This window comes from Robertmurraya beringensis, from assembly GCF_042433785.1.
GTDB classification, from domain to species: domain Bacteria; phylum Bacillota; class Bacilli; order Bacillales; family Cytobacillaceae; genus Robertmurraya_A; species Robertmurraya_A beringensis.
On sequence record NZ_JBHLUU010000105.1, the window covers coordinates 1 to 23,906 of the forward strand.

Annotated in this window: 26 protein-coding genes, 1 pseudogene and 1 riboswitch; of the genes and pseudogenes, 10 read left to right on the forward strand and 17 right to left on the reverse strand. The window is 37.7% G+C overall.

All coding sequences use genetic code 11. From position 1 onward, the window contains the following. The first annotated feature begins 563 nt into the window (after window positions 1-563). Window positions 564-1,151 (forward strand): hypothetical protein, encoded by a 588-nt coding sequence (locus ACFFHF_RS14790; protein WP_160549324.1) that lies wholly within the window; start codon window positions 564-566, stop codon window positions 1,149-1,151. A 948-nt stretch (window positions 1,152-2,099) separates the two neighbouring features. After that, window positions 2,100-2,222: an FbpB family small basic protein gene (locus ACFFHF_RS14795; protein ID WP_160549323.1), complete on the forward strand. Its 123-nt coding sequence runs from the start codon at window positions 2,100-2,102 to the stop codon at window positions 2,220-2,222. A gap of 39 nt (window positions 2,223-2,261) precedes the next feature. Here ACFFHF_RS14795 and ACFFHF_RS14800 read toward each other — a convergent pair whose 3' ends face one another. Beyond that, the gene (locus ACFFHF_RS14800; protein ID WP_160549322.1) at window positions 2,262-2,891 is read right to left on the reverse strand and encodes a phosphoribulokinase; all 630 of its coding nucleotides are present in this window, start codon (window positions 2,889-2,891) and stop codon (window positions 2,262-2,264) included. A gap of 97 nt (window positions 2,892-2,988) precedes the next feature. Beyond that, window positions 2,989-4,008, reverse strand: coding sequence for an STAS domain-containing protein (locus ACFFHF_RS14805; RefSeq protein WP_160549334.1), 1,020 nt, complete (start codon window positions 4,006-4,008; stop codon window positions 2,989-2,991). A gap of 355 nt (window positions 4,009-4,363) precedes the next feature. Between ACFFHF_RS14805 and ACFFHF_RS14810 the strand changes: the two genes are divergently transcribed. Both ACFFHF_RS14810 and ACFFHF_RS14815 read left to right on the forward strand, forming a co-directional pair. Next, complete coding sequence (locus tag ACFFHF_RS14810; protein WP_160549321.1) at window positions 4,364-4,885, forward strand: J domain-containing protein; 522 nt, start codon at window positions 4,364-4,366, stop codon at window positions 4,883-4,885. A gap of 31 nt (window positions 4,886-4,916) precedes the next feature. Further along, the gene (locus tag ACFFHF_RS14815; protein WP_119708017.1) at window positions 4,917-5,108 is read left to right on the forward strand and encodes a hypothetical protein; all 192 of its coding nucleotides are present in this window, start codon (window positions 4,917-4,919) and stop codon (window positions 5,106-5,108) included. Window positions 5,109-5,148: 40 nt separating this feature from the next. Here ACFFHF_RS14815 and ACFFHF_RS14820 read toward each other — a convergent pair whose 3' ends face one another. The 3 genes from ACFFHF_RS14820 to ACFFHF_RS14830 all read right to left on the reverse strand — a co-directional run bounded on the left by ACFFHF_RS14820 (window position 5,149) and on the right by ACFFHF_RS14830 (window position 6,558). Beyond that, a complete protein-coding gene (locus ACFFHF_RS14820) occupies window positions 5,149-5,643 on the reverse strand; it encodes a GNAT family N-acetyltransferase (protein WP_160549333.1) in 495 nt (164 codons plus the stop codon). 72 nt (window positions 5,644-5,715) lie between these two features. Next, window positions 5,716-6,057, reverse strand: a complete 342-nt coding sequence (locus tag ACFFHF_RS14825) for a hypothetical protein (RefSeq protein ID WP_160549320.1) — start codon at window positions 6,055-6,057, stop codon at window positions 5,716-5,718. A gap of 183 nt (window positions 6,058-6,240) precedes the next feature. Further along, window positions 6,241-6,558, reverse strand: coding sequence for a hypothetical protein (locus tag ACFFHF_RS14830; RefSeq protein ID WP_160549319.1), 318 nt, complete (start codon window positions 6,556-6,558; stop codon window positions 6,241-6,243). Window positions 6,559-6,771: 213 nt separating this feature from the next. Here ACFFHF_RS14830 and ACFFHF_RS14835 point away from each other — a divergent pair, with 213 nt between their 5' ends. Then, window positions 6,772-6,942: a hypothetical protein gene (locus ACFFHF_RS14835; protein WP_377058486.1), complete on the forward strand. Its 171-nt coding sequence runs from the start codon at window positions 6,772-6,774 to the stop codon at window positions 6,940-6,942. Between the two features lie 51 nt (window positions 6,943-6,993). Here the strand turns inward: ACFFHF_RS14835 and ACFFHF_RS14840 are convergent, their stop codons facing one another. From ACFFHF_RS14840 to ACFFHF_RS14865, 6 genes and pseudogenes are all read right to left on the reverse strand, one after another. Further along, on the reverse strand, window positions 6,994-7,653 hold the full coding sequence (locus ACFFHF_RS14840; RefSeq protein ID WP_377058500.1) for a DUF421 domain-containing protein: 660 nt from the start codon (window positions 7,651-7,653) through the stop codon (window positions 6,994-6,996). An 89-nt stretch (window positions 7,654-7,742) separates the two neighbouring features. Then, window positions 7,743-7,886 (reverse strand): hypothetical protein, encoded by a 144-nt coding sequence (locus ACFFHF_RS14845; RefSeq protein ID WP_377058487.1) that lies wholly within the window; start codon window positions 7,884-7,886, stop codon window positions 7,743-7,745. Between the two features lie 140 nt (window positions 7,887-8,026). Then, the gene (locus tag ACFFHF_RS14850) at window positions 8,027-9,505 is read right to left on the reverse strand and encodes a SulP family inorganic anion transporter (protein WP_377058488.1); all 1,479 of its coding nucleotides are present in this window, start codon (window positions 9,503-9,505) and stop codon (window positions 8,027-8,029) included. Between the two features lie 240 nt (window positions 9,506-9,745). After that, window positions 9,746-10,591, reverse strand: coding sequence for an STAS domain-containing protein (locus ACFFHF_RS14855; protein WP_377058489.1), 846 nt, complete (start codon window positions 10,589-10,591; stop codon window positions 9,746-9,748). A gap of 132 nt (window positions 10,592-10,723) precedes the next feature. Beyond that, on the reverse strand, window positions 10,724-11,818 hold the full coding sequence (locus ACFFHF_RS14860; RefSeq protein WP_377058490.1) for a mechanosensitive ion channel family protein: 1,095 nt from the start codon (window positions 11,816-11,818) through the stop codon (window positions 10,724-10,726). A 411-nt stretch (window positions 11,819-12,229) separates the two neighbouring features. Continuing rightward, window positions 12,230-12,949, reverse strand: a pseudogene (locus tag ACFFHF_RS14865) (MBL fold metallo-hydrolase); the annotation flags it as partial. Window positions 12,950-13,162: 213 nt separating this feature from the next. Between ACFFHF_RS14865 and ACFFHF_RS14870 the strand changes: the two are divergent. After that, window positions 13,163-14,155 carry an LLM class flavin-dependent oxidoreductase gene (locus ACFFHF_RS14870; protein ID WP_377058491.1) on the forward strand — a complete coding sequence of 331 codons (993 nt, stop codon included), beginning with the start codon at window positions 13,163-13,165 and terminating at the stop codon, window positions 14,153-14,155. 388 nt (window positions 14,156-14,543) lie between these two features. After that, window positions 14,544-14,858 (forward strand): sporulation histidine kinase inhibitor Sda, encoded by a 315-nt coding sequence (locus tag ACFFHF_RS14875; protein ID WP_340903860.1) that lies wholly within the window; start codon window positions 14,544-14,546, stop codon window positions 14,856-14,858. Between the two features lie 5 nt (window positions 14,859-14,863). Then, a riboswitch (cyclic di-GMP riboswitch) is annotated at window positions 14,864-14,946 on the forward strand. 157 nt (window positions 14,947-15,103) lie between these two features. Here ACFFHF_RS14875 and ACFFHF_RS14880 read toward each other — a convergent pair. The 5 genes from ACFFHF_RS14880 to ACFFHF_RS14900 form a co-directional block, all read right to left on the reverse strand. Beyond that, on the reverse strand, window positions 15,104-16,288 hold the full coding sequence (locus ACFFHF_RS14880) for an LL-diaminopimelate aminotransferase (protein WP_160549315.1): 1,185 nt from the start codon (window positions 16,286-16,288) through the stop codon (window positions 15,104-15,106). Between the two features lie 95 nt (window positions 16,289-16,383). Then, window positions 16,384-17,250, reverse strand: coding sequence for a hypothetical protein (locus tag ACFFHF_RS14885; protein ID WP_377058492.1), 867 nt, complete (start codon window positions 17,248-17,250; stop codon window positions 16,384-16,386). A gap of 88 nt (window positions 17,251-17,338) precedes the next feature. Beyond that, window positions 17,339-17,908 carry a YitT family protein gene (locus ACFFHF_RS14890; protein ID WP_340903867.1) on the reverse strand — a complete coding sequence of 190 codons (570 nt, stop codon included), beginning with the start codon at window positions 17,906-17,908 and terminating at the stop codon, window positions 17,339-17,341. 157 nt (window positions 17,909-18,065) lie between these two features. Next, the gene (locus ACFFHF_RS14895; RefSeq protein WP_160546723.1) at window positions 18,066-18,272 is read right to left on the reverse strand and encodes a hypothetical protein; all 207 of its coding nucleotides are present in this window, start codon (window positions 18,270-18,272) and stop codon (window positions 18,066-18,068) included. A 195-nt stretch (window positions 18,273-18,467) separates the two neighbouring features. Next, window positions 18,468-19,085, reverse strand: a complete 618-nt coding sequence (locus ACFFHF_RS14900; RefSeq protein ID WP_160546870.1) for a Fe-Mn family superoxide dismutase — start codon at window positions 19,083-19,085, stop codon at window positions 18,468-18,470. A 212-nt stretch (window positions 19,086-19,297) separates the two neighbouring features. Here ACFFHF_RS14900 and ACFFHF_RS14905 point away from each other — a divergent pair, with 212 nt between their 5' ends. Both ACFFHF_RS14905 and ACFFHF_RS14910 read left to right on the forward strand, forming a co-directional pair. Beyond that, window positions 19,298-19,918, forward strand: a complete 621-nt coding sequence (locus ACFFHF_RS14905) for a helix-turn-helix transcriptional regulator (RefSeq protein WP_340903870.1) — start codon at window positions 19,298-19,300, stop codon at window positions 19,916-19,918. Between the two features lie 325 nt (window positions 19,919-20,243). Continuing rightward, complete coding sequence (locus ACFFHF_RS14910) at window positions 20,244-21,083, forward strand: PfkB family carbohydrate kinase (RefSeq protein ID WP_160546724.1); 840 nt, start codon at window positions 20,244-20,246, stop codon at window positions 21,081-21,083. Between the two features lie 354 nt (window positions 21,084-21,437). On the opposite strand, the gene gdhA is transcribed toward ACFFHF_RS14910, so the two are convergent. Then, a complete protein-coding gene (gene gdhA / locus ACFFHF_RS14915; RefSeq protein ID WP_160546725.1) occupies window positions 21,438-22,820 on the reverse strand; it encodes an NADP-specific glutamate dehydrogenase in 1,383 nt (460 codons plus the stop codon). Window positions 22,821-22,967: 147 nt separating this feature from the next. On the opposite strand from gdhA, the gene gltC reads away from it, so the two are divergent. Then, the gene (gltC, locus tag ACFFHF_RS14920; protein ID WP_160546726.1) at window positions 22,968-23,879 is read left to right on the forward strand and encodes a glutamate biosynthesis transcriptional regulator GltC; all 912 of its coding nucleotides are present in this window, start codon (window positions 22,968-22,970) and stop codon (window positions 23,877-23,879) included. Window positions 23,880-23,906: the final 27 nt, after the last annotated feature.

A 23,906-nucleotide genomic window follows, 5' to 3' on the forward strand; every position in this document is an offset into this window, starting at 1 on the left:
CATATGGAGTCCTCCTTGGTTAACTAAGTTAGGGGTCATCTCGGCATACGATTTGACACCCCGTATCATACCAAGAGGGCTCTTTTTTGTTCAAGTCCCCGATAATCCTTCTAACAGGAATGCTCCTATCTTATATCGGTAAACTCCCTCATAGCTTAACTTCCATTTGTTACAAATAGGTGGCGATCATGTATCCATTTACCCTCCGAAGCATTCGAAATTGACCTTCGAAAACCGAGATAGGACTATTTAACCTCTCCGAAACATTCACAAACAACCTTCGAAACTAAGAATTTATCCTTGTGAATGATTCGGAAGTGACCTATGAATCAAAGTCTTTCGATGCGAACGATTCGAAAGCACCCTTCGAAACAAAGTTTATTACCCTCCGATTGTTTCGGAAACACCCTTCGAATGCCTATTGTAGTTGCCATTTAACCGATTACTTATATAGCTTTATGGAAAAATGAAAAATTTTAGTTTCTAATATTTTCATAATGTAATTGTTATCTTTTCCTTATTTTTGTATAATTGGAAGAAAATTAAAATGGGAGGAAAGATCTATGCTTTATAACCTAATGTTGTTTTTCCACATATTTGGGACCTTGTTGATGTTTATGGGGGTTGCCATTGCTCTAACGGCCCTGCTCTCCATCCTTTATGCAAAGGATACGCAGTCGATCAGAACATGGGCAAAGGTTGCGGTAAAATCAGATGGGCTCATTCCCATTAGTGTAATCTTTATATTATTTCCTGGTTTATATTTAGTGTTTTCGACTTGGGGCTGGGGAACGGGTTGGATTGATCTATGTTTAGCCACTCTTATCGCAATGACGATTATGGGACCCGTAATCAACTTGCCACGTTTAAAAGCTATTTTAGAAGCAGCGAACAATGAAACAAACAGCTCCCCTTCTACCGCACTTTTACAAACGATTCATAACCGAACTCTTTGGAACTCATTTATGATTATGACCATGCTTGGATTTGGCATTGTATTTTTAATGACAATGAAGCTCGCCATGGTAGGGTCTCTTGTTACCCTTTTGATATCGGTTGTTCTTGGATACGTATTAGCTACCATTATTTTAGGGAAAGCTTTTAACAGTAATAAAATAAATACAGGTTCCAATCATACATTAACGAAATAAAGTAAAACGTTCGGAGCTCCTCCATCAAGCGAATCGTTTTGAGTCGCATACAGTTAAAGACATAGAAAATGAGAGTATATATGAACTGGACTTGATAGAATATGCACTTGGTTGTCCGAATCCAGAGGGTATTCGGACTGCACTCAATTGAAATGACACTGGCATGTCCGAATCCAAAGGGTATTCGGACTGCACTCAATCGAAATGACACTGCCCTGTCTGAATCCAGAAGGTATTCAGACTGCATTCAATCGAAATGACACTGCCCTGTCTGAATCCAGAGGCTATTCGGACTGCACTCAATCTAAAAGGCACTGCCCTGTCTGAATCCTGAGGCTATTCAGACTGCACTTTATCGAAATGACGCTGGCCTGTCCGAATCCAGAGGCTATTCGGACTGCACTTTATCGAAATGACACTGGCCTGTCCGAATCCAGAGGCTATTCGGACTGCATTCAATCGAAATGACACTGCCCTGTCTGAATCCAGAGGCTATTCGGACTGCACTCAATCGAAATGATAATAGCCTGTCTGAATCCAGAGGCTATTCGGACTGCACTCAATCGAAATGACGCTGGCCTGTCCGAATCCAGTAAACCCTTTTTTACTTTCACCTCATTCAATTATTATATTCCTCCCTATTACCAATCAAATATTTATTTTTCCTTAGAAAAGTAATCAAATCATTTGACTAATAATTCACAATCTTTTATCATTAACACATACAAACAAATATCTCCTTAAAGGGGAGTAGCTTTTACAGCAAAGTCGTCACTACGGAGTCACTATTCTCCCGGCTTTGTTGGCAACCATTTGTCGTTGTTAGCAAGACCTTTACCTGTTTGTAAAGGTTTATTTACATTAAACCTTTACCATAGTGGTAGAGGTTTTTTATTGAATGATATTGTCAGAAAAATCAAATTTTAATTAACAGGAAGGAAGAACGAGATGAAACCTGGAAAACCAACTTTAGAAGAACTGATGAAACGAAACAAAGAGGAATTACTCAAGGATAAGTTATTAGTCGAGAGGATCGAAAGACGCGTAGAAGAAAAAATTATTAAGCAATAACGGCGTTTAGGCCCCCATCTGTACAGATGGGGCCCTTTGTTAATTTAAACCTTTCTCCACAACATAATCTTCATTTGAATTCTTTACAACCATATCGAAATGATGATGATATGGATGCATGAATAGTTCATATTGAATTCTGCGCTCTTTATGAGAATTTCTCAAATAATTGAGGTCGGTTCCCCTCTCAGTAACATCACGAATGCTCCTCCTCATAAGCTCCGTTTCTTCATCCGTATAGAAGTAAATTTTCAAATTGAATAAATCTGGATTAGTAAAAGCGACACTCATGCCTTCCACGATATTCACTTTTTTTGAAGGAATCAAGGAGCTACTTTTGCCAATCGGAAAAAAATTGAATCCCTCTTTTAACATATGAATATCTCTTTCTAATGCAGTTACATGATGAGCCAATGGATGACATGCGGTCATTTTATCATGATGAATTTGATTCTCATATTCATAATCGATTTGCGTGTACTTCCTTAGATTCGAGCCAATAATGTATGGATCCGTATTCATGTAATTCACCTCATTAGGATCCAATAATTTTAATAAACTGTTAGCAAATGTAGTCTTTCCAGAAGCTCCATGACCCGATATACCAATCATTATTTTTCTATCACTGCTATTTATCCAATTTGCAATCTCATGTAATAACTTTTCCATCTTATCCTCCATTTTTGAACAACACTGAAAACCCAACAACATCCTAAACCTATTTAAGGTTTCATCAACTACCTCCATGCGCTCAACCTAGCACAGATTAACTGATCGTTTTCCCCACCTGAGAAAGTGCATATTGAATTCCATGCTGCAGTGTTTGAAAAACTTCATAACGACTAAGCGTGACATGGGATTGAGCCATTTGTATGGCTAAGCTGACAGGAATACCCACCAATATGGATTTGGTCCCTATTAAGGAAGCTGCAGAGCCTATTTTTACAATAAGGTCGATGGTAAAATGATCCACTTCCGTATCAAGACCGGTTAAGTCAAGAATCAGATAATTAGCTTTATGCTTTGGTAAATTGCTCAAGGTGTTAATTAAAAGGTCTTCTGAACGGTCCTCCTCGTATTTCCCGATCAGGGGAACAACGACAATTCCATCAAAGATTGGTATAATCGGAGAAGAAAGTTTTTTTACCAGATTTCGAAGTTCACTTGTTTTCTGTTCCACCATTTCTTCTAAGCGTAAAATTTGTTCAGACTCTTTTTTTCGAGCTAACTGGTGGATATTTGAGGTTGCCGTAATATTGGAAGGAAAGTACTTAACGATGCTGTATTCAGACCCTTCGAGTTGGTCTTGTTCATATTCGTACCAAATGTTCACTCCAAAAAGGCTGCTGAATACCCCTGCGAAATGAGCGGCTAAAAAGGCGGTTCCCTTGTTCTTCCCTTGAGCCAAGTTGATTTTGTATTCCCAACTATCTCTGATATGAGCAACAAGCGTTTTCGTTTCGTAATCGAGGTGCTTTATTTCTGCTCTTCCCCAGCCGGCAGAAGCGTATGTATTGGCCATCATTTTTGCTACCGCTTTCACATCAAAGTCCTTGATTTTCCGGAAGTAGTCCCCTACTACAAGGCCTTGGCGATACCCGGTTGTCTCAAGAACCAAATTGGATGCCTCTTCGCCTGATATCTCTTCAATGGTGTCAAAGAAAGACTTCATAGCACTATTGATCCAAAAAAGGACAGCATCCTGATTTTCATATTGAAACTTTCCATTTTCAACATCCCAATTAAATCTCAGTCCTTCTATATTTACCTTTGAGTTTTTGCTCATACCGCACCCCTTGTCTTTGTATAGTCGTTCCAAAATGCTAGAAAGGAATGACAGATGCCGTTCCTCCACCTTCTCTAACATATGTAAACCATCAAACAGCATGTAATATAGTAAGAGTTTCGTATACATGCATAGAACCACCCACCGCCTTACTACTCTCCCTAATTTTACTATAAACATTAATTTTTTCCATTTATATGATAATAAAGATCATAATCTCCCTCTTCTATCTTTAAAATTTAATACAATCGTTATATTAGTTACATTTATCATCTAATTTAAACAAACCTGTAAATTTGTAATAGTGAATCCTATGATACATTAAATTTACAAGTAAGATTAAAGAGTTGATACTATGTTAAATGTAAAAGAAACTACGGAATTACTTCGGAGTGAAGGCATCGCGGATAGTGAAGAAACGGTCATTCGTTGGATTCTCGATGGGAAAATAAGGGCCAAAAGAACAAAAGATTTAAATATAAACTTTTCTATCGACCCTTTCGATTTAGCCACTTTTATTGTTGAAAAGAAAAATGAGAGATTGAGTCAACAATTCGGCGTCGATTATGAGCATTGGGAAAAAACATTTCAGGAAAATACCAGGTTAAAAGAAAAAATGGAAGAACTAGAAATAACTCTACGAATTGAACGAGCCAAGGTTCGCTCATTGAAAAAAATGGTCCGATCAGAAAATTCATTATTCACGCCTGCCCCTTATACCATCTACTCCCTATTAGGGGTTGAAGAGGATGCGAACAAGGACTTCATGAAGAAAGAGCTAAAAAAACTACTTAAGTTCCTTCATCCTGATCGTGGTGGGGATGAAAGACTATTTAAAGTGTTTTATGAACACTACGAAAAAATGAATTTTAAGTAATTTAATAAAAATAAAGAAAGGTGGTCATTTTATGGCAGACTTAAATTTACAACAACTTGTAGAGGCGATACCTAAATCTGTTTTAAATGCATCTGATCGAGATTTGGAAGGATTCCAGAAAATCCTTCAAGAAACCATTAAATTAAGAGAAGGACATCTTAATTTACAAAAAATGATTAAAAGTTACTCGTTATCAAGTCCCACTCATACGAATCAACGATAAGTACTCGGAGGACATTCTTATTGAAGATGTCCTCCTTTTTCTATTTGAGAGTGATGTGTTTGACCAGGTTATACCAACGTACTCCTCCATGTTGTGATTGTGATATTCCGTGGTTAACAAAGCCTAATTTTTCATAAAAAGTCACTAAATCTTCTTTACATGTTAAGGTGATACCTTCTCTCTCGTTTTCTAGTACAAGCTCTTCTATTTTATTCATTAAGATTCTTGCAATCCCTAGATTTCTTGCCTGTATGGACACGGCTAATCCTAAAATGCTCTGATATCCTCCTCTTGTCGGGTTCTCTTTGATTTTCTCAAAAAGATCATCGGTTATGTAAGGCTGATTAATAATAGGGCCATTAATATACCCAAGGATTTCCCCTTCTTTTTCTGCCACAATAAACGTGTCAGGAATTAACTCAATCCTCTCTACAAATGCTTCTTTCGTGGCAGATTCTTCTTTAGAAAATCCTTCATTCTCTATCAATAAAAGATGTTCTAGATCTGTAGATTGAACATTTCTTAAAGTAATCATCATGGTTTATTACCTCTTTCTTCTTTCACTATGTACATTAACATAATTTTCCTCACGGTTAATAACTTCAATTCAATTATTGATAACTCCTTTCCCAACAACGGTTTCTCCATCAAAGTCAACAAACACCACAAGCTTACCAGAAGTTTTGGACTCCGTGTTATTAAAGATCACCCTGTAAACTTCATCTTTTTCATATTCCTCATCCATCATGGATACGACTTCTTGACTAACAGCCACCTTCTCAACACTTGAGTCTTTCGGGCTAACTGGAATCAAATCCTTTTCCTCATCAGTAAGACTGTTGTACGCAACCATTTCCATAGATACCCCACTTTTCGATTCCATTACCCTACAACCAGTAAGTGATATAAATAGGAATATTATTATTGAAGTACATAACAGCTTTTTCAAACTACTGCCCTCCTACTTTGCCAAAGGCGTTCAACTTAGTGCCATAACGAACATATATTCCTATTGTATCATGAAAAAGATATGTTCTATCTATTCCATCTGTAAAATTTGTTAAATTTGGAAAAAGAATGTCCAAAATAAAAAAAGCATCCCTAAAAAAGGAATGCTACTGACTATGATGTCTTATTTTTCTTTAATCTGTTCACGAATTTTTTGAAGCTCCTCAAAAGAAAGTTCACTTAGAGAATTTTTTATTTCTTCCTCAATTTTTTTCCTATTGTTTTCTTGATATTGCTCCCACCACTTTCTGAGACCTTCTGTATGATCCAATATGTATTCGAAATCTATTTCTTCTACTTCTTCATCTGATATATACTCCAATACAGCTGCTAGCATATGTGAAAGGCCCTTGATTTCTTCTTTGTTCGGTTGATTACTTGTCAAATGGACTATTTTTTCATTTTCTGACTCTTCTTCCGATTGTGCAGGCTTTCTTGGCATAGTACCTCTCCTTTGTCATTTGTATTTAAGGTTAGTATGACCTTACTTAAGACTTAGAATATGGATGGATTGAAAATATTGTTTACACAGTATTAAAAAGTTAAATATTGTTCCATGATTGTGTAAATAAATGGTAACTTGGACATTCTCTCGCATTTTCTGATGTATGATAGGTTTGTAAGTTACCTAGACGCTTTTGAGGAGGCAATGAAAATGGAAAAATTAAAGAAACTACAAAAAGGGTTATTTGCTTTGTTAGCAACTTTTATGGTAATTGGATTTGCCACAGGCTGCGCCGAAGACACAACTGAAGAAACAGAAACAGAGGAAAACCAAACGGAAGAAGGCACTGAAGAAAGCACGGAAGAGTCTGATAGCGAATAAAAGAGCTAACCCCCTGTCATATTCATTGACAGGGGGTTAAACCTGAAACCATTAATATACCTGAAGGAATAAATCTTTATCTGATTCCCACTCCGCATATGCCACTTCTTTCACTGAAGATATATTTCTTTCATTGAGGCGTTTGATTAATCCTTTATAGTCCATACCAGACTCCTGTAAATGTTCCATAATGACTTCCCCATCACTGATTATCGTCAAAGGAACCATTCGTTTGTTTATTTTCAAGTTAAAATCTTTATATGTAGGTTTATCTGCCTCTTGTTTTTTTAAGATACTTATCGATCCATTTGGTTCTAAAATGGCATATTCCACGTCTCGTAAGGAAAAAACATCCTTAGATCGAAGCAATTGTTGAAGTTGATTAATATCAAGGTGATTCTTTTTCAATTCTTTCCAATCTAATTTTCCTTCATGTATGATAAAGGATGGTTTTCCCTCTAAAAATAGTCGCAGTCTTAGGGATTTCTGCGTCATAAGTTCCGTTACATAGATCAGGAGACCCCACACCGTTATACCAAAAAGGATCTTTAAAAGATTTATTTTCGGATCAAAAACTGCACTTCCTACAAACTCACCTAACACGAGTGCGGATATAAAATCAAAGGGAGTGATTTGACTAATTTGGGTTTTTCCAAGAACTTTCACGATAATGAATAGAAATACATACCCACCAACAAACTCAACTAGCATTTGTACATAACCCAACTCTATCACCTTTCTACTACCTTACATGTTATTAAAGCCATTCTCCAAAGCCTAATGTCCCCTGCTATCCCCCATCAGAAAAAGGATTTAAATACCTCCGACTCTTCTTCACACTGTGTACAACGATAAGTAATTTCCATCGCATCTTCATAGGTTTTGTGAAGTGTTTCCTCTTTGCAGTTCTCACAATACTGAATCTGTTCCGCTTCAACGCCCAAAATGATTCCTCCACCTTTTTGATCATGAATACTGTTAGAATCTCCAAGAGGGAAAGGAATTATTAAGCATGTTGGTCATTCTCTTTCTCGAAGCTTGATACAAAAAAACCGCAAAGCATGTATCGCTTTGCGGTTTCTCTTTAATGTCCTACGACTTTCTCTAGGCCACCTGGTTTGTTATGAACGGCTAATTTATTGATTAATTTATTGCTTTCATTATTCAGTCCTACTAAATTGACTTTAACTCCGTTTTGATGGTATTTAATGACGATTTTGTCAATCGCACCAACTGCGGAATCATCCCATAAATGAGCTTCCGTTAAGTCAATATTCACTTCTTTCACCTTGTCATTGAAATTAAAGTGCTCAACAAAATCTGTGACAGATGCAAAGAAAAGCTGACCAGAAACTCGGTAGAATTTCTTATTAGAATGATCTGAGGCAAGAGTTGTAACTTTTACCTTAGAAATTTTTGACGCGAAGAAAATCGCACTTAAAATAATACCTACCAAAACTCCTTTTGATAAGTCATGTGTCATTAATACCGTAATAACGGTTGCGATCATTACAATCGTATCAGTAATCGGAGTTTTGTGAAGAGATTTCACTGAACCCCAGTCAAATGTCCCAATAGACACCATGATCATCACGCCCACTAGCGCTGCCATCGGAATTTGAACAAGGAAGTCATTTAACACTAGGATCAAAATCATTAAGAACACGCCTGCCACAAAAGCAGAGAGTCGGCCACGTCCACCCGATTTGACATTAATCACCGATTGACCAATCATCGCACATCCAGCCATTCCACCGAAAAGGCCTGATACGATATTGGCAATCCCTTGACCACGTGCCTCTTTGTTTTTATCACTTTTCGTATCCGTCATATCATCAACGATCGTTGCTGTTAGCAAGGATTCCACTAAACCAACAATGGCAATGGAAAGTGAATATGGGAAAATAATCTGCAACGTCTCAAACGTTAATGGAATATCAGGTAGTAAAAACATAGGTAAAGCTTGTGTTAATTCACCCATATCTCCAATCGTACGAACACCACTACCTGTAAAGATAGCAATGGCAGAAATGACAACGATCGCCACTAATGGAGATGGAACAGCCTTTGTAAATCGTGGGAGAATATAAATAATCGCTAATGCCCCTGCTACCATTGCATACATCGCCCAAGATTCTCCAACAAAGTGTGTTAATTGGCTTGTAAAGATGAGAATGGCTAACGCATTAACAAAACCTACCATTACGGATCGAGGAACAAATTTCATCAGTTTCCCTAATTTTAGTACACCCATGGCAATTTGAATAATCCCAGTCAAAATCGTCGCAGCTAACAGGTATTGCAGCCCATGTTCAGCTACTAATGTGGTCATCAGTAAGGCAGTGGCACCAGTCGCTGCAGAAATCATCCCTGGTCTTCCCCCAACAAACGCAATCACAACGGCAATACAGAAGGACGCATACAATCCAATCATTGGATCTACTCCTGCAATAATCGAGAAGGCAATCGCCTCTGGAACCAAAGCCATAGCTACGACCAGCCCTGCCAACACATCTCCTTTGATGTTCCCAAACCACTCATATTTAATTGTGTTTAAATTCATGATGCACCTCTTCTTTTTTTGTAGTGACTTTCAACTCTCATGAAAGTCGGGGCCGTTTTTAACAGAAACTAGTATATAAGAATGTGAATGAATTGTGAAATTGAATGAAAACGCAATCATCTATTAATTGCTCGTAAAATCTCTATATTATTTGAATAAACACAACAAACCTATAATTTTTATAAAAAAGACCCTGATTGGTGTATGAACCAATCAGGGCTACCTACATTCCTATGTACATTACCGACTTTTTTCAACTTTAAAACCTAATTGCTTTAACGCATTCTCCAGTGATGATTGTGTAGTAACCTCATTAAAATCTAAACCAATATTGACAATCGTTTGCGCCAATTCTGGTCGAATACCTGTGATTAAAGGCTCAATACCACTTAGTTTTAAAGCAGTTATGATCTTATAAAGCTGATCAGCTACCATTGTATCAATAATGGGAACACCGGAGACATCCAAAATCAGTGAATCCAGCTGCAGACGTGTTCCTTCATGGAGCGCAGTTTCCATGATTAATTGCGCTCGGTTTGTATCTATCGTCCCGATCAGGGGAATGACCGCAATCCCTTTGGTGACGGCTACAACAGGAACGGATAATTCCTCTACGGCGGAATAAGCAATTTTCATTAATTCTGTGTTTCTCTTTTCATACACTTCACTCATCACTTGCAGTACTTTATCTATTAAAGGGTCAATAATTTTAGACACATCAAGCATCGTAATAGCTGCAAATTGTTTTTCTGCTAACTCGTCGGTAAATACATCCCATAAAATCGTTCGGTAAAAGCTGACAGCGCGTAAGGCATTACTTAATGACACCTGATATTTTAACGCAAATCTAGCGGCCTTTTTCCCCCAACGGATCACATGCTCTTGAATGATCTCTTTGTCCTCGTATAATGCCTGACCAAAGTATCTGACCAGTTCCCCTCTATATGCATGTAGCTCATGATCTGGTGCTCCAGCTTTACTTAAGCTAGAAGAATAAACCGAATCGATTAACTCCGATATTTTGGTAGCTAATATATGCTCATTTTTTACAATCTTTTCTCCAATATAACGTAATTCCTTTTTCACATTCGTAGTCTCCTTGTCTGTATGCCACTATAAATAATTCAACATCCATCAGATAGAATCCTTCTTTAAGAATGGGGTGATATAAAAAAGAGCCAACCGACAAAATAAACGGTTGGTCTCTTATCACTATTTTCAATCAAACGAACCCATGGTTTGAAGCATGTCACTCGATTCCTGTGACACATAAATCGTTCTACTAGGGAACGCCACTTCAACTCCCTCTTCTTCTAAAATCGCCATAATCGCAATGTTGATTTCATGTTTTATTTTCACATGTTCTCCCCAAACGATTGTGTTCGTGAAAAAGTATAAAAGGATATCTAGGCTACTATCATTATATTGATCGAATGCCACCATAATCGTATCTGGATGAACATCTTCATGATTTCGCAGCAGATGTTCCACCCGATGAACGACTCTTTGAATTTGATCTTTGGTGGATTTATAATTTAATCCTAAGTGGAATGTAATTCGTCTTTTCCCCATCCGACTCCAGTTGGTAATTGGTTCGTTTGCCAGAGTTGAATTCGGAACGGTCACTAAAGCCTGACTAAAGGTCCTTACCTTCGTGCTTCTAAAATTGATATCTTCTACCGTCCCCTCAACGCTAGGAGTTAAAATCCAATCTCCAATCGAAAAAGGTTTTTCAGTTACAATGACGATTCCACCAATCAGGTTGCCTACCGCTTCTTTAGCAGCTAATGCAAAAGCTAGTCCACCTAGTCCTAGTCCTGCCACCAAGCCATTTACGTCGTAATCAAACTCCTGACCAATAATACTGATACTGATAGCAACAAGGATAACACGAATTGTTCTTGAGATAAAAGGAATCAATATCAAATCTATCTTATTATTAATCTTTTGATTCACACTCATAATAATTCCTGTGGTTGGTGAAGAAAGATTAAATAATCCCCACGTAATGGTCACAATCACCATTGATCGTAAAAATTTTAAAAATAACGCATTGTGCTGCTCGATAAATGGGAAGTAATCCATGGCGATATACAACCCGATAATGATAAATAACAAGCCGATCGGACGTTCAAAGCTTAAGCATATTTGCGTAAAGAAATCTGTAGGTGTTTTTCTAGACAATTTTAAAATCAATTGAAATACATACTTCGTGAATAGGTTTCTAAATAGGATAAATAAAAGCAAAACTCCTATAGAAATCCCTAAATCTTTCAACATATCATAGTCGAGTTGGACCGACAAAAAATCCATCTTACTTACCTTCTCTCTTTGTAATTCACCACATACATCCTCATATATTACTCTCATCACCAAGAGATTTGAATACAACAAAAGTCTCGTTTATAAAAAAGGATAAAAGAAGGTAGACGAACGAACATCGACAAGCAATCGTTGAAATTTGTAGTATATTGACTGAAAATGTTGGTAATAAATGGTTTAATTTACAGACTGATGTTGTTAAAATAGTTTTTGTGTTGAAAAATAATACGTGGAAAGGTGTGTGGAAATTGATTTATGAAATAGTCCTTTATAAAGGTCTAAAGTGTCATGTAGTATTTGATTATGGAAATGGAAATCTCGAAATCTTATGCTTGGATGAAGTTCTCCTCGTACACGAGGGTCAAATAGATCGGTTACACTAAAAAAGAAGCAAACATACGTCTACTTCTCTCTCCACCAAGGAGTTCTCGGACATTCATCCTTACCTATGCAAACGGTTTCCCCAATTTTCGGAGTCGCAATGCTCACCTGATGCTGAGATGCCGCTTTCGTAACCCGTTCAACCGGATCAATCCAGGAATGGAAAGCTAGGGTAAAAGCTCCCCAATGAACAGGAATTAACAAATGACCACGAACATCAAGATGCGCTTGTACCGTTTCTTCCGGTAGCATATGTATATGGGACCAACGCTCATCATATTGACCGCATTCCATTAAAGTTACGTCAAAAGGTCCATAGGTTTCACCGATTTCCTTGAAGTGTGGACCATAACCGCTGTCGCCACTGCAGTATACCTTTGTATCACGACCTGCTATCACCCATGAACATCACAAAGTAGAATTTCGATTAAATAAACCTCTTCCGGAAAAATGTCTTGCAGGCATACAAGCTAGGGTGAGATTCTCAAGCTGAACTTCATCGCCCCACGCATGCTCAGTAATTTTTTCTGAAGGAACACCCCAATTCATTAAACATCGTCGTACCCCTAACGGTACAATAAATCTTTGTGTCTTATCTTTTAATCTACGAATAGATGAATAATCCAGATGATCATAGTGGTCATGTGAAATTACAATCGCATCGATACTGGGGAACGCTTCAGGTTCAATAAGCAAGTTTGTGCGGAACCGTTTCGTACCAGCCCATGAAACTGGTGACGGAGGTCCAAAAGTTATGAATCTATTTGCCAAGAACAGACTAGCGACTACTATCAAAAAGATGACCACTGTTTTTACATACTTCAATAAAAATCTCCTCCCTAAAAATATTCATTTCTACTACTGACGTAAAAGGTGGCTGAAGGGTTACTTTTCTTGCTTCATGGTCCTACATCATTTAAAGTGGAATTAATTAATTCAGTTGGAGGATATGTTTTGAAACTCAGTGTTCTTGATCAATCAGTTATCAGTAAAGGAGCAACGGCCCCAACTGCACTACGAAATACCTTGAAACTCGCGCAATTAACCGAGGAATTAGGGTATACTCGGTTTTGGGTTGCCGAACATCATAATTCAAACGGAATCGCAGGCTCTTCTCCGGAAGTGCTCATTTCTCATATTGCCTCGTGCACAAAACAAATAATTGTCGGGTCTGGCGGTGTTTTGCTCCCACAATACAGCCCATATAAAATTGCCGAAAACTTTAAAGTATTAGAAGCCTTATTTCCCAACCGGATCGACCTAGGAATCGGCCGGTCTCCAGGAGGTTCGGCAACCACACGAATCGCATTAACAGATGGACTACGGAAAAGTTTGAATGAATTCCCACGTCAACTCAGGGATTTGCAAGCCTTTCTTCTTAATGACGTACCTGCCGACCATCCTTATGAGTCTGTAAATGCCTACCCCGTTTCTTCAAGAGTACCTGACATTTGGATGCTCGGAATTACACACCGAGGTGCAAGGTTGGCTGCAGAATATGGGACAGCCTTTACGTATGGACATTTCATTACTCCGGTTAACGGACAATCGGCGTTAAACTTTTATTATGAAAACTTCCAGCCCTCCCCTCTGCTCGAAAAACCAAAAGCAAATGTATGCGTATTCGTGGTTTGTGCATCCACTCAGGAAAAAGCAGAAGAATTGGCTTTAAGCCAGGACATGTGGCTTTTAGCTATCGAAAAAGGACTGGATACTCAGATTATGTCTATTGAGGAGGCAAAACGAATTCCTCTAACAAGTGCAGACATAGTTAAAATCCAAGAAAATCGCAAACGCATGATCATTGGTACACCCCAGAAAGTGAAAGAGGACATACTTAGGTTAAGCGAACGGTATCGTACAGATGAATTTATGATTATTAATAATGTTTATATCTTTCAGGATAAAATGGAGACGTATACGTTGTTAGCGGAGGCTTTCCTTTGATTGTAGTTTGGATTCGTGGGACTAGGCTGATGTTTAGCTCCCTCATTCCACTAATTCCTGGAAACCACGGGCACTAAATCCAAACTTGGTTCCCCCATTCCACTAATTCCTGGAAATCTCAGGTCTTAAACGCCAACTTAGTCCCCTCAACCCACGAAACCCCGGGTAATAACAATACCCATTTTACTCCAACCATAATTTCCCTACATTTTTTTTGCTTTTTTATGTCTACATTTCTTCAATAACGGGTAATGATATATGTCGCGCATGAATAATCAACCCCTGCGGATTTTGTCGAAAAATATCTTTTTGTGTATGCAGTTACCTTTGGACTAATGAACTTATCCTATATATACTAATTTAGTAGAATGTTAGAAAGGATTTCCGTATGAATTCGCTACAAAGACTAGATGATGAACAATTATCAACGATTATAATTCGAGCCATTAAGTTTAACTTAGAAAAAGAGTTTATCCAATTTTTAAAAAATGAGGCGATAAGAAGGTTGATGTATTCACAGCATGATCTTATATCAAAGCAAAGTCTTCAAGATGCTCTTGATGTGATTTATTTCAAAAAAGAATTAGAGCTTTTACATGATGACCATTCGAAATGTACAGATCAAGCGATAAGAGAGCAAATATGGATCGACATTGAACTTTTACAGTCTGTCATTGATTTAGCAACCGAACAGATCAAATAACCCCCATCCTGCAAAGGCAAACCTTATGAAAATAAGAGACGCAAAGCCACGGGCCTAACGCAATCGCTATGGTAGCCGAGCCGCCAGGAAACTTCCTCTTTTTTGATTACCACTATACTTACTATACCCACTACCAAGCATTGGACAGGTTTTTTTCATATTACAAAATGCACATACTCCCATTTTTTAATAAACAAAAAATCCCTAACAAGTAGTATAGTTCCTACTATGAAAGGGATTTGGTATCAATTGGTTTGAGGTTGATAGGTATGTAAAAACTTCTGAATTCTCGTTGCGGCTTCTGCTAATCTTTCAGAAGGCTGTACTAATGCGATTCGCACGTATCCTTCTCCCCCTGCTCCAAAAGCATCTCCTGGTACAACCGCCACACCCGCGTGTTCAAGTAATTCAAAAGCAAACTGGCGAGAGGTCCAACCTTGGGGAATTTTCGTCCATATGAACATCGTTGCCGGAGTAGTTTTCACTTCCCATCCGCCCTGGTTCAGTCCATGAATTAAAGTATTTCTTCGGTCTTCATATATGTATTTTTGTTCAGCAAGCATTGCAAAGTCAGAAGTTAATACGGCTACAGCTGCTTTTTGGATTGGTAAAAACACTCCATAATCCATATGTGATTTTAGTGAGGCTAGAATTTGTAATGCCTGAGCATTTCCGACCACATATCCAATTCGGCAGCCAGCCATATTAAAGGTCTTCGATAAAGAATTGAATTCAATGCCCACTTCTTTCGCCCCTTCAATAGACATAAAGCTCAATTGAGGATGATCATCAAAAATAAGTTCCGAATAAGCGAAATCGTGTACCACCAGAATGTCATACTTCTTCGCAAAAGCTACTAACTTTTCAAAAAAGCTCCTGTCCGCAATGGCAGTCACTGGATTTCCTGGGTAGCTCAAGATCAACATTTTTGTTTGTGCTAACACCTCTTCCGGTATGTCCTCTAAAATAGGAAGAAAATCATTTTCTTCTAATAAGGGCATTGGATACACGGCTCCGCCCGCAATCGTGACACTCGCCTCGTAAATGGGATAACCTGGATCAGGTACAAGCACATATTCACCCGGATTCACCATCGCCGTTGCCAAGTGTGAAAGTCCATCCTGTGAACCCATGAGCTGAAGAACTTCATCCCTCGAGTTAAGCTCCACTCCATAACGATTTTTATAAAAATAACTAACCGCTTCACTAAACTCAGCCGTTCCTTTTAGCGTATATCCATAATTTGCTGGATCTTTACTATATGTAGCAATTGTATCCATCACCAAAGACGATGGAGGTAAATCAGGACTACCAACACTTAAATCGATCACATCTTTCCCACTATTCAATAGTTCATGTTTTCGATTGGCTAAGTCTATAAAAATGGAGGTTGTTAGTTTGTCGATCTTAGCTGATGCCTTTAATTTCATTTGGGTTGTCTCCTTATTGTTCAAAACTATACGACCATTTTAAAATGGTTTGTTTTTTAGTATAGCAAAAAAAGAAAACCTAATCATGTAGGTTTTCAATTTTTCCCCTGTATTTGATTGAAAAAATGCTCCGAGTCAATTCTCCACCGATCCATCACACTATTTTTTATTAAAATCATACTTATATTCTTTGTTACTTTTCCACTTTTATCTGTGTGATATTTTACTTCTACCGGAACTTCTAGCACCAGCTGCCCTTCCAGATCTTCCACTGGTAAAAAGGACATAGAAGTAATCCGGAAATAAGTAAATGATTTGGCCATTTTCTTTAATTTTGTAGAAGTTTTATTTTCCGCAATCGTTACTTTTAGTAAATGTGGGTCTTGATATTTTAAGCCTGTAACAAAAAACTCGATCATTTCATACGGATCAACAGTATGTAGGTACTCTTCTTCTTTTCCGCCCGCTTTTAAGATCATTAGATGATGGAGTTTATCCATCTTTCCTGAGCGATGAGTGGTGCTTCCATAAAAGTGAATGCAAAAATGTCCAGGAAATCCGTTTTGGAGTGCTCCTCCTCCGTGAGGCATTCCATGCATAGAAGCAGCAATAAATTGATCTCCTACCTTCACGATAATCGCTCTTCTTTTCCAACTCCACTTTCCATCATATACTTCCTTCATGATCTTTGTATCTTTAGTGGTAAGAGGCTGAACATCTGCATGTCTGCTCCCCGATCGTCTTTGAACCTGATACTGTTTCCCCGTCTCGACATCAATTACGATAAATTTCTTATATTTTGGCAAGATGTCTTTGGCGACCTCCCAAGGAAGAATCTCAATTTCAAAGCTAATCGGAAGATCATCATCGTCATACTTTTGTTCATTTGCTTTAGAATCTACCGGAAAAATGCAAAGACAGATAAGAATTCCTATTATCACAAATAATGAAAAGTTTCTCATATCACACCTCACTTTTCATATTCTTTTCCATCCAAAGATTAAATATTTAGGAAACGTAAAATTACCTAAAGATTCATAAGTACCAGTCCTAATTCCTATTTATTAAGGAAATTGTTAGTCCTACTATTGTTATAGCTACGCATGAATTAATAAAACTTTCTAATTCGAGCACAGTAAATCCTGCTAAAACAATTAATCCATCAATAAAAATAATTACAAGCGCTATATTAAAGGAAAAAGTTTCTGAAATGATTTTTGCTAATAAATCCGTTCCACCAGTACTTGTTTTATATCTGAGCATTAAACCAACACCCACTCCAATGATTACTCCTCCAATTAATGCACTTAGAAAGTGTGGAACTAAAAATTGATAACGAAGGGGAGCGAGCAAATCAATGAATAAAGAAGAGACCAACATCCCTTGTAAATTATTAAAAAAATAATTCCTGTCATTCAATGATGAAAAAACACATATTGGAAGACTTAATGCCACCATTGTAATTCCTGTCTGAAAATCAAAAAAGTAATGTATAATTAAGGCAATTCCAAGTATTCCACCATCAATTAAATGGTTAGGAACAAAGAATCCATTTACTCCAATTCCTAATAACAAGCTTCCGATAATAGTAGCTAGAAATCTCTCGAAAATAATAATCACCTTTTCCTGTCATTTTAATCTATAATTATGACAGGATTTATCGTTTAAGAATGTTAAACAAATGTAGACTAGGCAAGAATTTAATACTGATAAGTGTATCCTACGATAAAATCCCCATTGACAATGTCATGGGGATTTAAAAAACTTCAATATTTTATCATTCTGTCGATTGTGCTTGTGAAGTATTTTGTACCTGAGCTACCGCACTTAGAGCAGACGAAATTTCGTTTGATGCCTGCTTAATAGCTTCTTGAGCGAGTGTAGGATCAGAATTTGCTTTTTCAATTGCTTTTGTTAATAATTCTTGCGTGAGAGCTACATTTGCTTTTGCTTGGTTTAGCTGATTTACATCAATTTGAGGCATGACTATCACTCCTTTTGTATTTGCTACTGTAATATAATTACCTTCCATAACATTTTTATTATAGGAAATAACTACATCCTCTACTAAAGCATATTCAGGTATTTATTGTTTTTCTCTAGTACAACATAACAAGTGGTGAAATAGTAAAAGCGATGCTTAAATAAGCATCGCTCGTTTTGTTCCTGTATATGTTTCTTATTTAGTTGCTTGCTCAAACTTGCTTGAAACAGCATCCCAGTTAATGATGTTGAAGAAGCTTTCAATATAATCTGGTCTTCTGTTTTGATAATTTAAGTAATACGCATGCTCCCACACATCTAGGCCAAGGATCGCCACTTTGCCTTCCATGATTGGGTTGTCTTGATTTGGTGTACTAGTTACTTCAAGAGCGCCTTGTTCGTTTACCACAAGCCAAGCCCAACCAGATCCAAAACGAGTAAGTGCCGCTTTTGTAAATTCTGCTTTGAAGCTGTCGAAGCTACCAAATGCTTTTTCAATCGCTGCTGCTAAGTCACTGCTTGGTACAGCATTCCCTGCTGGCGCAATCACTTCCCAGAACAATGTGTGGTTTAAATGTCCACCACCGTTATTTCTAACCGCTCCTCGAATCGCTTCAGGCACGTCGTTTAGGTTTTTCAATAAGCTTTCTAAATCTTTTTCTTGAAGGTCAGCTTTTCCTTCAAGAGCTGCATTTAAGTTATTTACATATGTTTGGTGATGCTTTCCGTAATGAATTTCCATTGTTTGCTGGTCAATATGAGGCTCTAATGCATTAAAATCGTAAGCTAATGTTGGTAATGTGTAAGTTGTCATCATAACAATCCCCTTTAATTGTTCTTTTTATACTTTATGGTTTAAAAAGTATATTTTTAATTTACCTCAATCTTTCAAATTTTTCAATGTATTTGCATCATCTTTTTTCTAAAATTTTCTTATTTATTTCAAAATAGGAGCGTTTCTTTTCATTATTTATACTATATAGTATAATAAGTCTTATATTGCGATAGAATTGAGGTGTTACAGTCGTGAGTAAAAACACCAGAGAACATATATTGGATTTATTGAAGAAGGAAGTGTCACTGGCTGTTAATGAGCTGACCGAACGGTTACACATTACCCACATGGCTGTCAGAAAGCACTTAACTATTCTTGAGAAAGATCATCTCATCCAATCGATAGAAGTTAAGCAGCCCCTGGGCCGTCCCCTTCAAATGTACTCTTTAACCGAAAAAGGAGAACAGCTTTTTCCAAAAAATTATGAAAGCATAAGTGTCGAGTTTCTACGAGATATCCAAGAACTCCATGGAGAAGAAACGATTCAGCTTTTATTTGATAAAAGAGAAAAACGAATTACGGATGAATATAAATTAAAGGTTCAAGAGAAAAAGAATTTGTCTGAAAAAATAAAAGAGCTCGCCACACTACAAAATGACAAAGGCTATATGACCGAAGTGAATCAAGTGGACGAACACTCCTATGAAATGATTGAGTATAACTGTCCAATCTATGCGGTAGCCAAAGAATTTATGATCGCTTGCCGATGTGAAACAGACATGTTCAAAAACGTGGTAGGTACCAAACAAGTAGATCGGATTTGCTGCAAAACAGATGGAGATGACCACTGTCGATTTGTGTTTCGTGAATAAAAAAGGGACCTTACCAGCAGCTTGGTAAGTCCCTTTTGCGTTTAAGAATATCGATTCTATTGTTTTATGACGCGGCCATATCTTTTTTAAAGATCTCGCGTCATAAACTCTTTCTTATGACGCATTTCCTTCTGTTTTTTCACCTCTCACGTCATAACCCCATTCTTATGACGCATTCACTTCTGTTTTTTTACCCCTCACGTCATAAACCTTTCTTTTGCTTTTAATTAATTTCCCTCTTAAATTTACTGAAATTTCTGTGCAAATGTATTATAATACGTTTTATAACGTTTCTTTAGAATAGAGCATAGGGAGGATTACTTAAATGAAAGTCATTGGTTTTGGAGATAATGTCGTAGATAAGTATGTTGATATACAAACGATGTATCCTGGTGGCAACACATTAAATTTTACGGTTTATGCCAAACAGCTTGGAAGCGATTCTTCTTTTATGGGCATTTTCGGAACAGATTTGGCAGCCGCGCATAATCAAGACACGTTAAAAAAACTCGGCGTAGACATTTCTCATTGCAAAGTAATGGAAGGTGAAAATGGCTATGCCATGGTTGACCTAGTGGATGGAGATCGCGTGTTCCTTCGCAGCAATAAGGGTGGCATCAGCAATACAAGCAATTATCCTTTATCAGCTGAGGACCTAGAATATATTAAAAGTTTTCAGCTCCTTCACTCCAGTAAATATAGCTACATAGAACGTGAGCTCCCAAAAATTAAATCAACTGGCGTTCCAATCTCTTTTGATTTTTCTGATGATTTTACAGAAGAATACATCGAGCAAGTTGCCCCTTTTGTGACCTATAGCTTTCTATCTTGCAGCCATCTCGACGAAATCAAAGTGAAGGAACTGCTTAAAAAAGTTCACTCCCTTGGTAGTCAAATCGTCGTTGGAACTCTTGGATCAAAAGGAGCAATTTTATATAACGGGACAAGCTTTTACACTCAAGCTCCCAAGCTTGTTGAAGCAGTTGACACATTGGGTGCGGGAGATTCGTTTATTACAGCGTTTTTGTTAAACTATGTTGGTCATTCGGCGAGTACAGAAGAAGATGAATTAATCCAAGAAGCCCTAAGTAAAGCAGCCGAGTTTGCTGCAACCACCTGCATGGTGGAAGGCGCGTTTGGATACGGATTAAAATATGAAGAATAGGAACACAAAAAACTCGCTCATATTCAGGGCGAGTTTTCTTCATTCTATTATCCTTTTAAATAAAGTAATATGATAAGAACAATGATTAGCCCGATCATGAAAATCGAACCAATACTAGCACTGTATACTATATAAACTTTAACATGAAGAATCACATGCACCAAAAGAACGATAAACAAGATAAACAGCAAAATAATAAATAAATTAACATTTTTATTTCTATACAAAGAATCAGCACCTTAAGGATACATTTTTCTATTACTTCTTATATATTTTGCTTTTCCAAAGAATATTCTTTTTCCATCTCTTAAAACAGAAAAAGGCCACTTAATAGTGACCTTTTGTCTGTAATAATTAGATAACTCCCTGTGCGATCATCGCGTCCGCTACTTTTACAAACCCAGCGATATTCGCTCCGACTACCAGATTACCTGGTGCATCATATTCTTCGGCTGCCTTCTGACTCTTTGTATAGATATCCTTCATGATCTGTTGTAATTTAAGATCCACTTCTTCTTGTGTCCAAGCTAATCTTGCACTATTTTGCGCCATTTCTAATGCAGATACAGCCACTCCACCAGCATTGGCTGCTTTAGCAGGAGCAAATAATACCTGATTCTCGATAAAAATTTCAACGGCTTCTAATGTGGAAGGCATGTTTGCTCCCTCACCTACAGCTTTTACTCCATTCGAAACTAGCAATTCTGCTGCTTCTTTATTTAATTCATTTTGCGTCGCACATGGTAATGCAATATCGCAAGGAATGGTCCAAATCCCTGAACAACCTTCTTGATAGATAGCACCAGCATGTTCCTTTACATATTCAGAAATTCTTTTATTTTCTACTTCTTTTAAGCGTTTAACGGTATCTAACTGAATTCCATTCGGATCGTAAACATAGCCTGATGAATCGCTACATGCGACCACTTTTGCACCGAATTGGATCGCTTTTTCCATCGCATAAATGGAAACATTTCCTGATCCAGATACCACAACCGTACTGCCATCAAAGCTATATCCTTTGCTTTTTAGCATTTCATCCACAAAGTAAACCGTACCGTAGCCAGTTGCTTCTTTTCGGCCTAAGCTTCCACCATACCCAATTCCTTTTCCTGTTAATACGCCGGCCTCATAAGCGCCTCTTAGTTTCTTATATTGACCGAACATATAACCGATCTCTCTCGCCCCTACTCCGATATCTCCAGCGGGAACATCCGTGTCTGGTCCAATATGTTTACTAAGCTCTGTCATAAAGCTTTGGCAAAAACGCATAATTTCAAAATCTGATTTTCCTTTAGGATCAAAATCAGATCCACCTTTACCACCGCCGATCGGCTGCCCAGTTAAAGAGTTCTTAAAAATTTGCTCAAAGCCAAGGAATTTAATAATGCTCGCGTTCACAGAAGGGTGAAATCTAAGTCCTCCCTTATAAGGTCCAATGGCACTATTAAACTGAACACGATATCCGCGATTGACTTTTACATTTCCATTGTCATCTACCCATGGAACTCGGAAAGAAATCAAGCGCTCAGGTTCAATCATTCTTTCTAATACGGCTTGTTTAATATATACTGGATTTTTCACAAGAACGGGTACTAAAGAATCCAGTACTTCTTTTACTGCCTGCTGGAATTCTCCTTCATTTGGATTGCTCTCTTGAACCTTTGTAAATAAACGATTGACATACTCTTTTACCGTTTGCGTTTGGCTTTCTTCTACTTTTTCTAACACTTTCATAAAAATTTCGCCCCTAATCTATTATAAAGTTAAGAATATTTTCTTTTCTTAAATGTGTTTTCATTTTATAATTTTGTAATTAATAGTTCCAATATCAAAATTCGATTAAATCCATGCATTAAACGCATGAATCAGGAGCGGGTAAAAATGGAAACAAGGCAAATACAATATTTCTTAGAAGTAGCAAAAAGAGAACATGTCACAGAAGCTGCCGATGCTTTACATGTTGCTCAGTCTTCTGTTAGCAGACAAATATTCAATTTAGAAGACGAATTGGGGGTCGAACTATTTATCCGAGAAGGTAGAAGTGTACGGTTAACCCCTTTAGGTCGAATCTTTTATGAACGAATGAAGCAAGTGTGGAACATGATGGAGGATGCCAAGCGCGAAGTAGAAGAATATCTTAATCCGGAAAAAGGAACCGTTCGAATTGCGTTTCCCATTAGTATGGCCGCACATACCTTACCTTCTATTATTTATGCCTTTCGGAACAGATACCCGGATGCTAAGTTTCATATGAGCAATGCCCTTTATTATGATTTAATCGATGGTGTTATCAATGGGGAATACAACTTAGCCATGATTGCTCCCATGCCCCATCAGGAAAAAGAAGGGAAAATCAAAGGAGACATTCTTTTCACAGAAAATATCGTTGCTCTTATCCCACTTCACCACCCCTTAGCGGACCGAGATTCCATTCGACTGCGTGACTTAAAGAATGACTCTTTCTGTGTTCTACCAGAAGGATTTATCTTTCGCGAACAAGTGGTTCAGGGGTGTCAGGATGCTGGTTTTTCACCAAAAATTGCCTTCGAAGGAAAGGACATTGATGCATTAAAAGGGTTGGTTTCGGCTGGATTAGGTGTCGCCTTGATGCCCGAGATGACACTGGTGGATAACACCCCACGATCCACCGTTATGATCCCCTTATCGGATGCCAGCCTGACCAGAACGGTCGGCGTAATCTATCCAACCCAACGGAAACTACTCCCTACCGAAGCTCTGTTTTATGATTTCTTGCTTGAAACATTTGAAAGATTGAATGAGTTTAAAAAGTAGCATATATAATTGGGACGAAAGATAAGA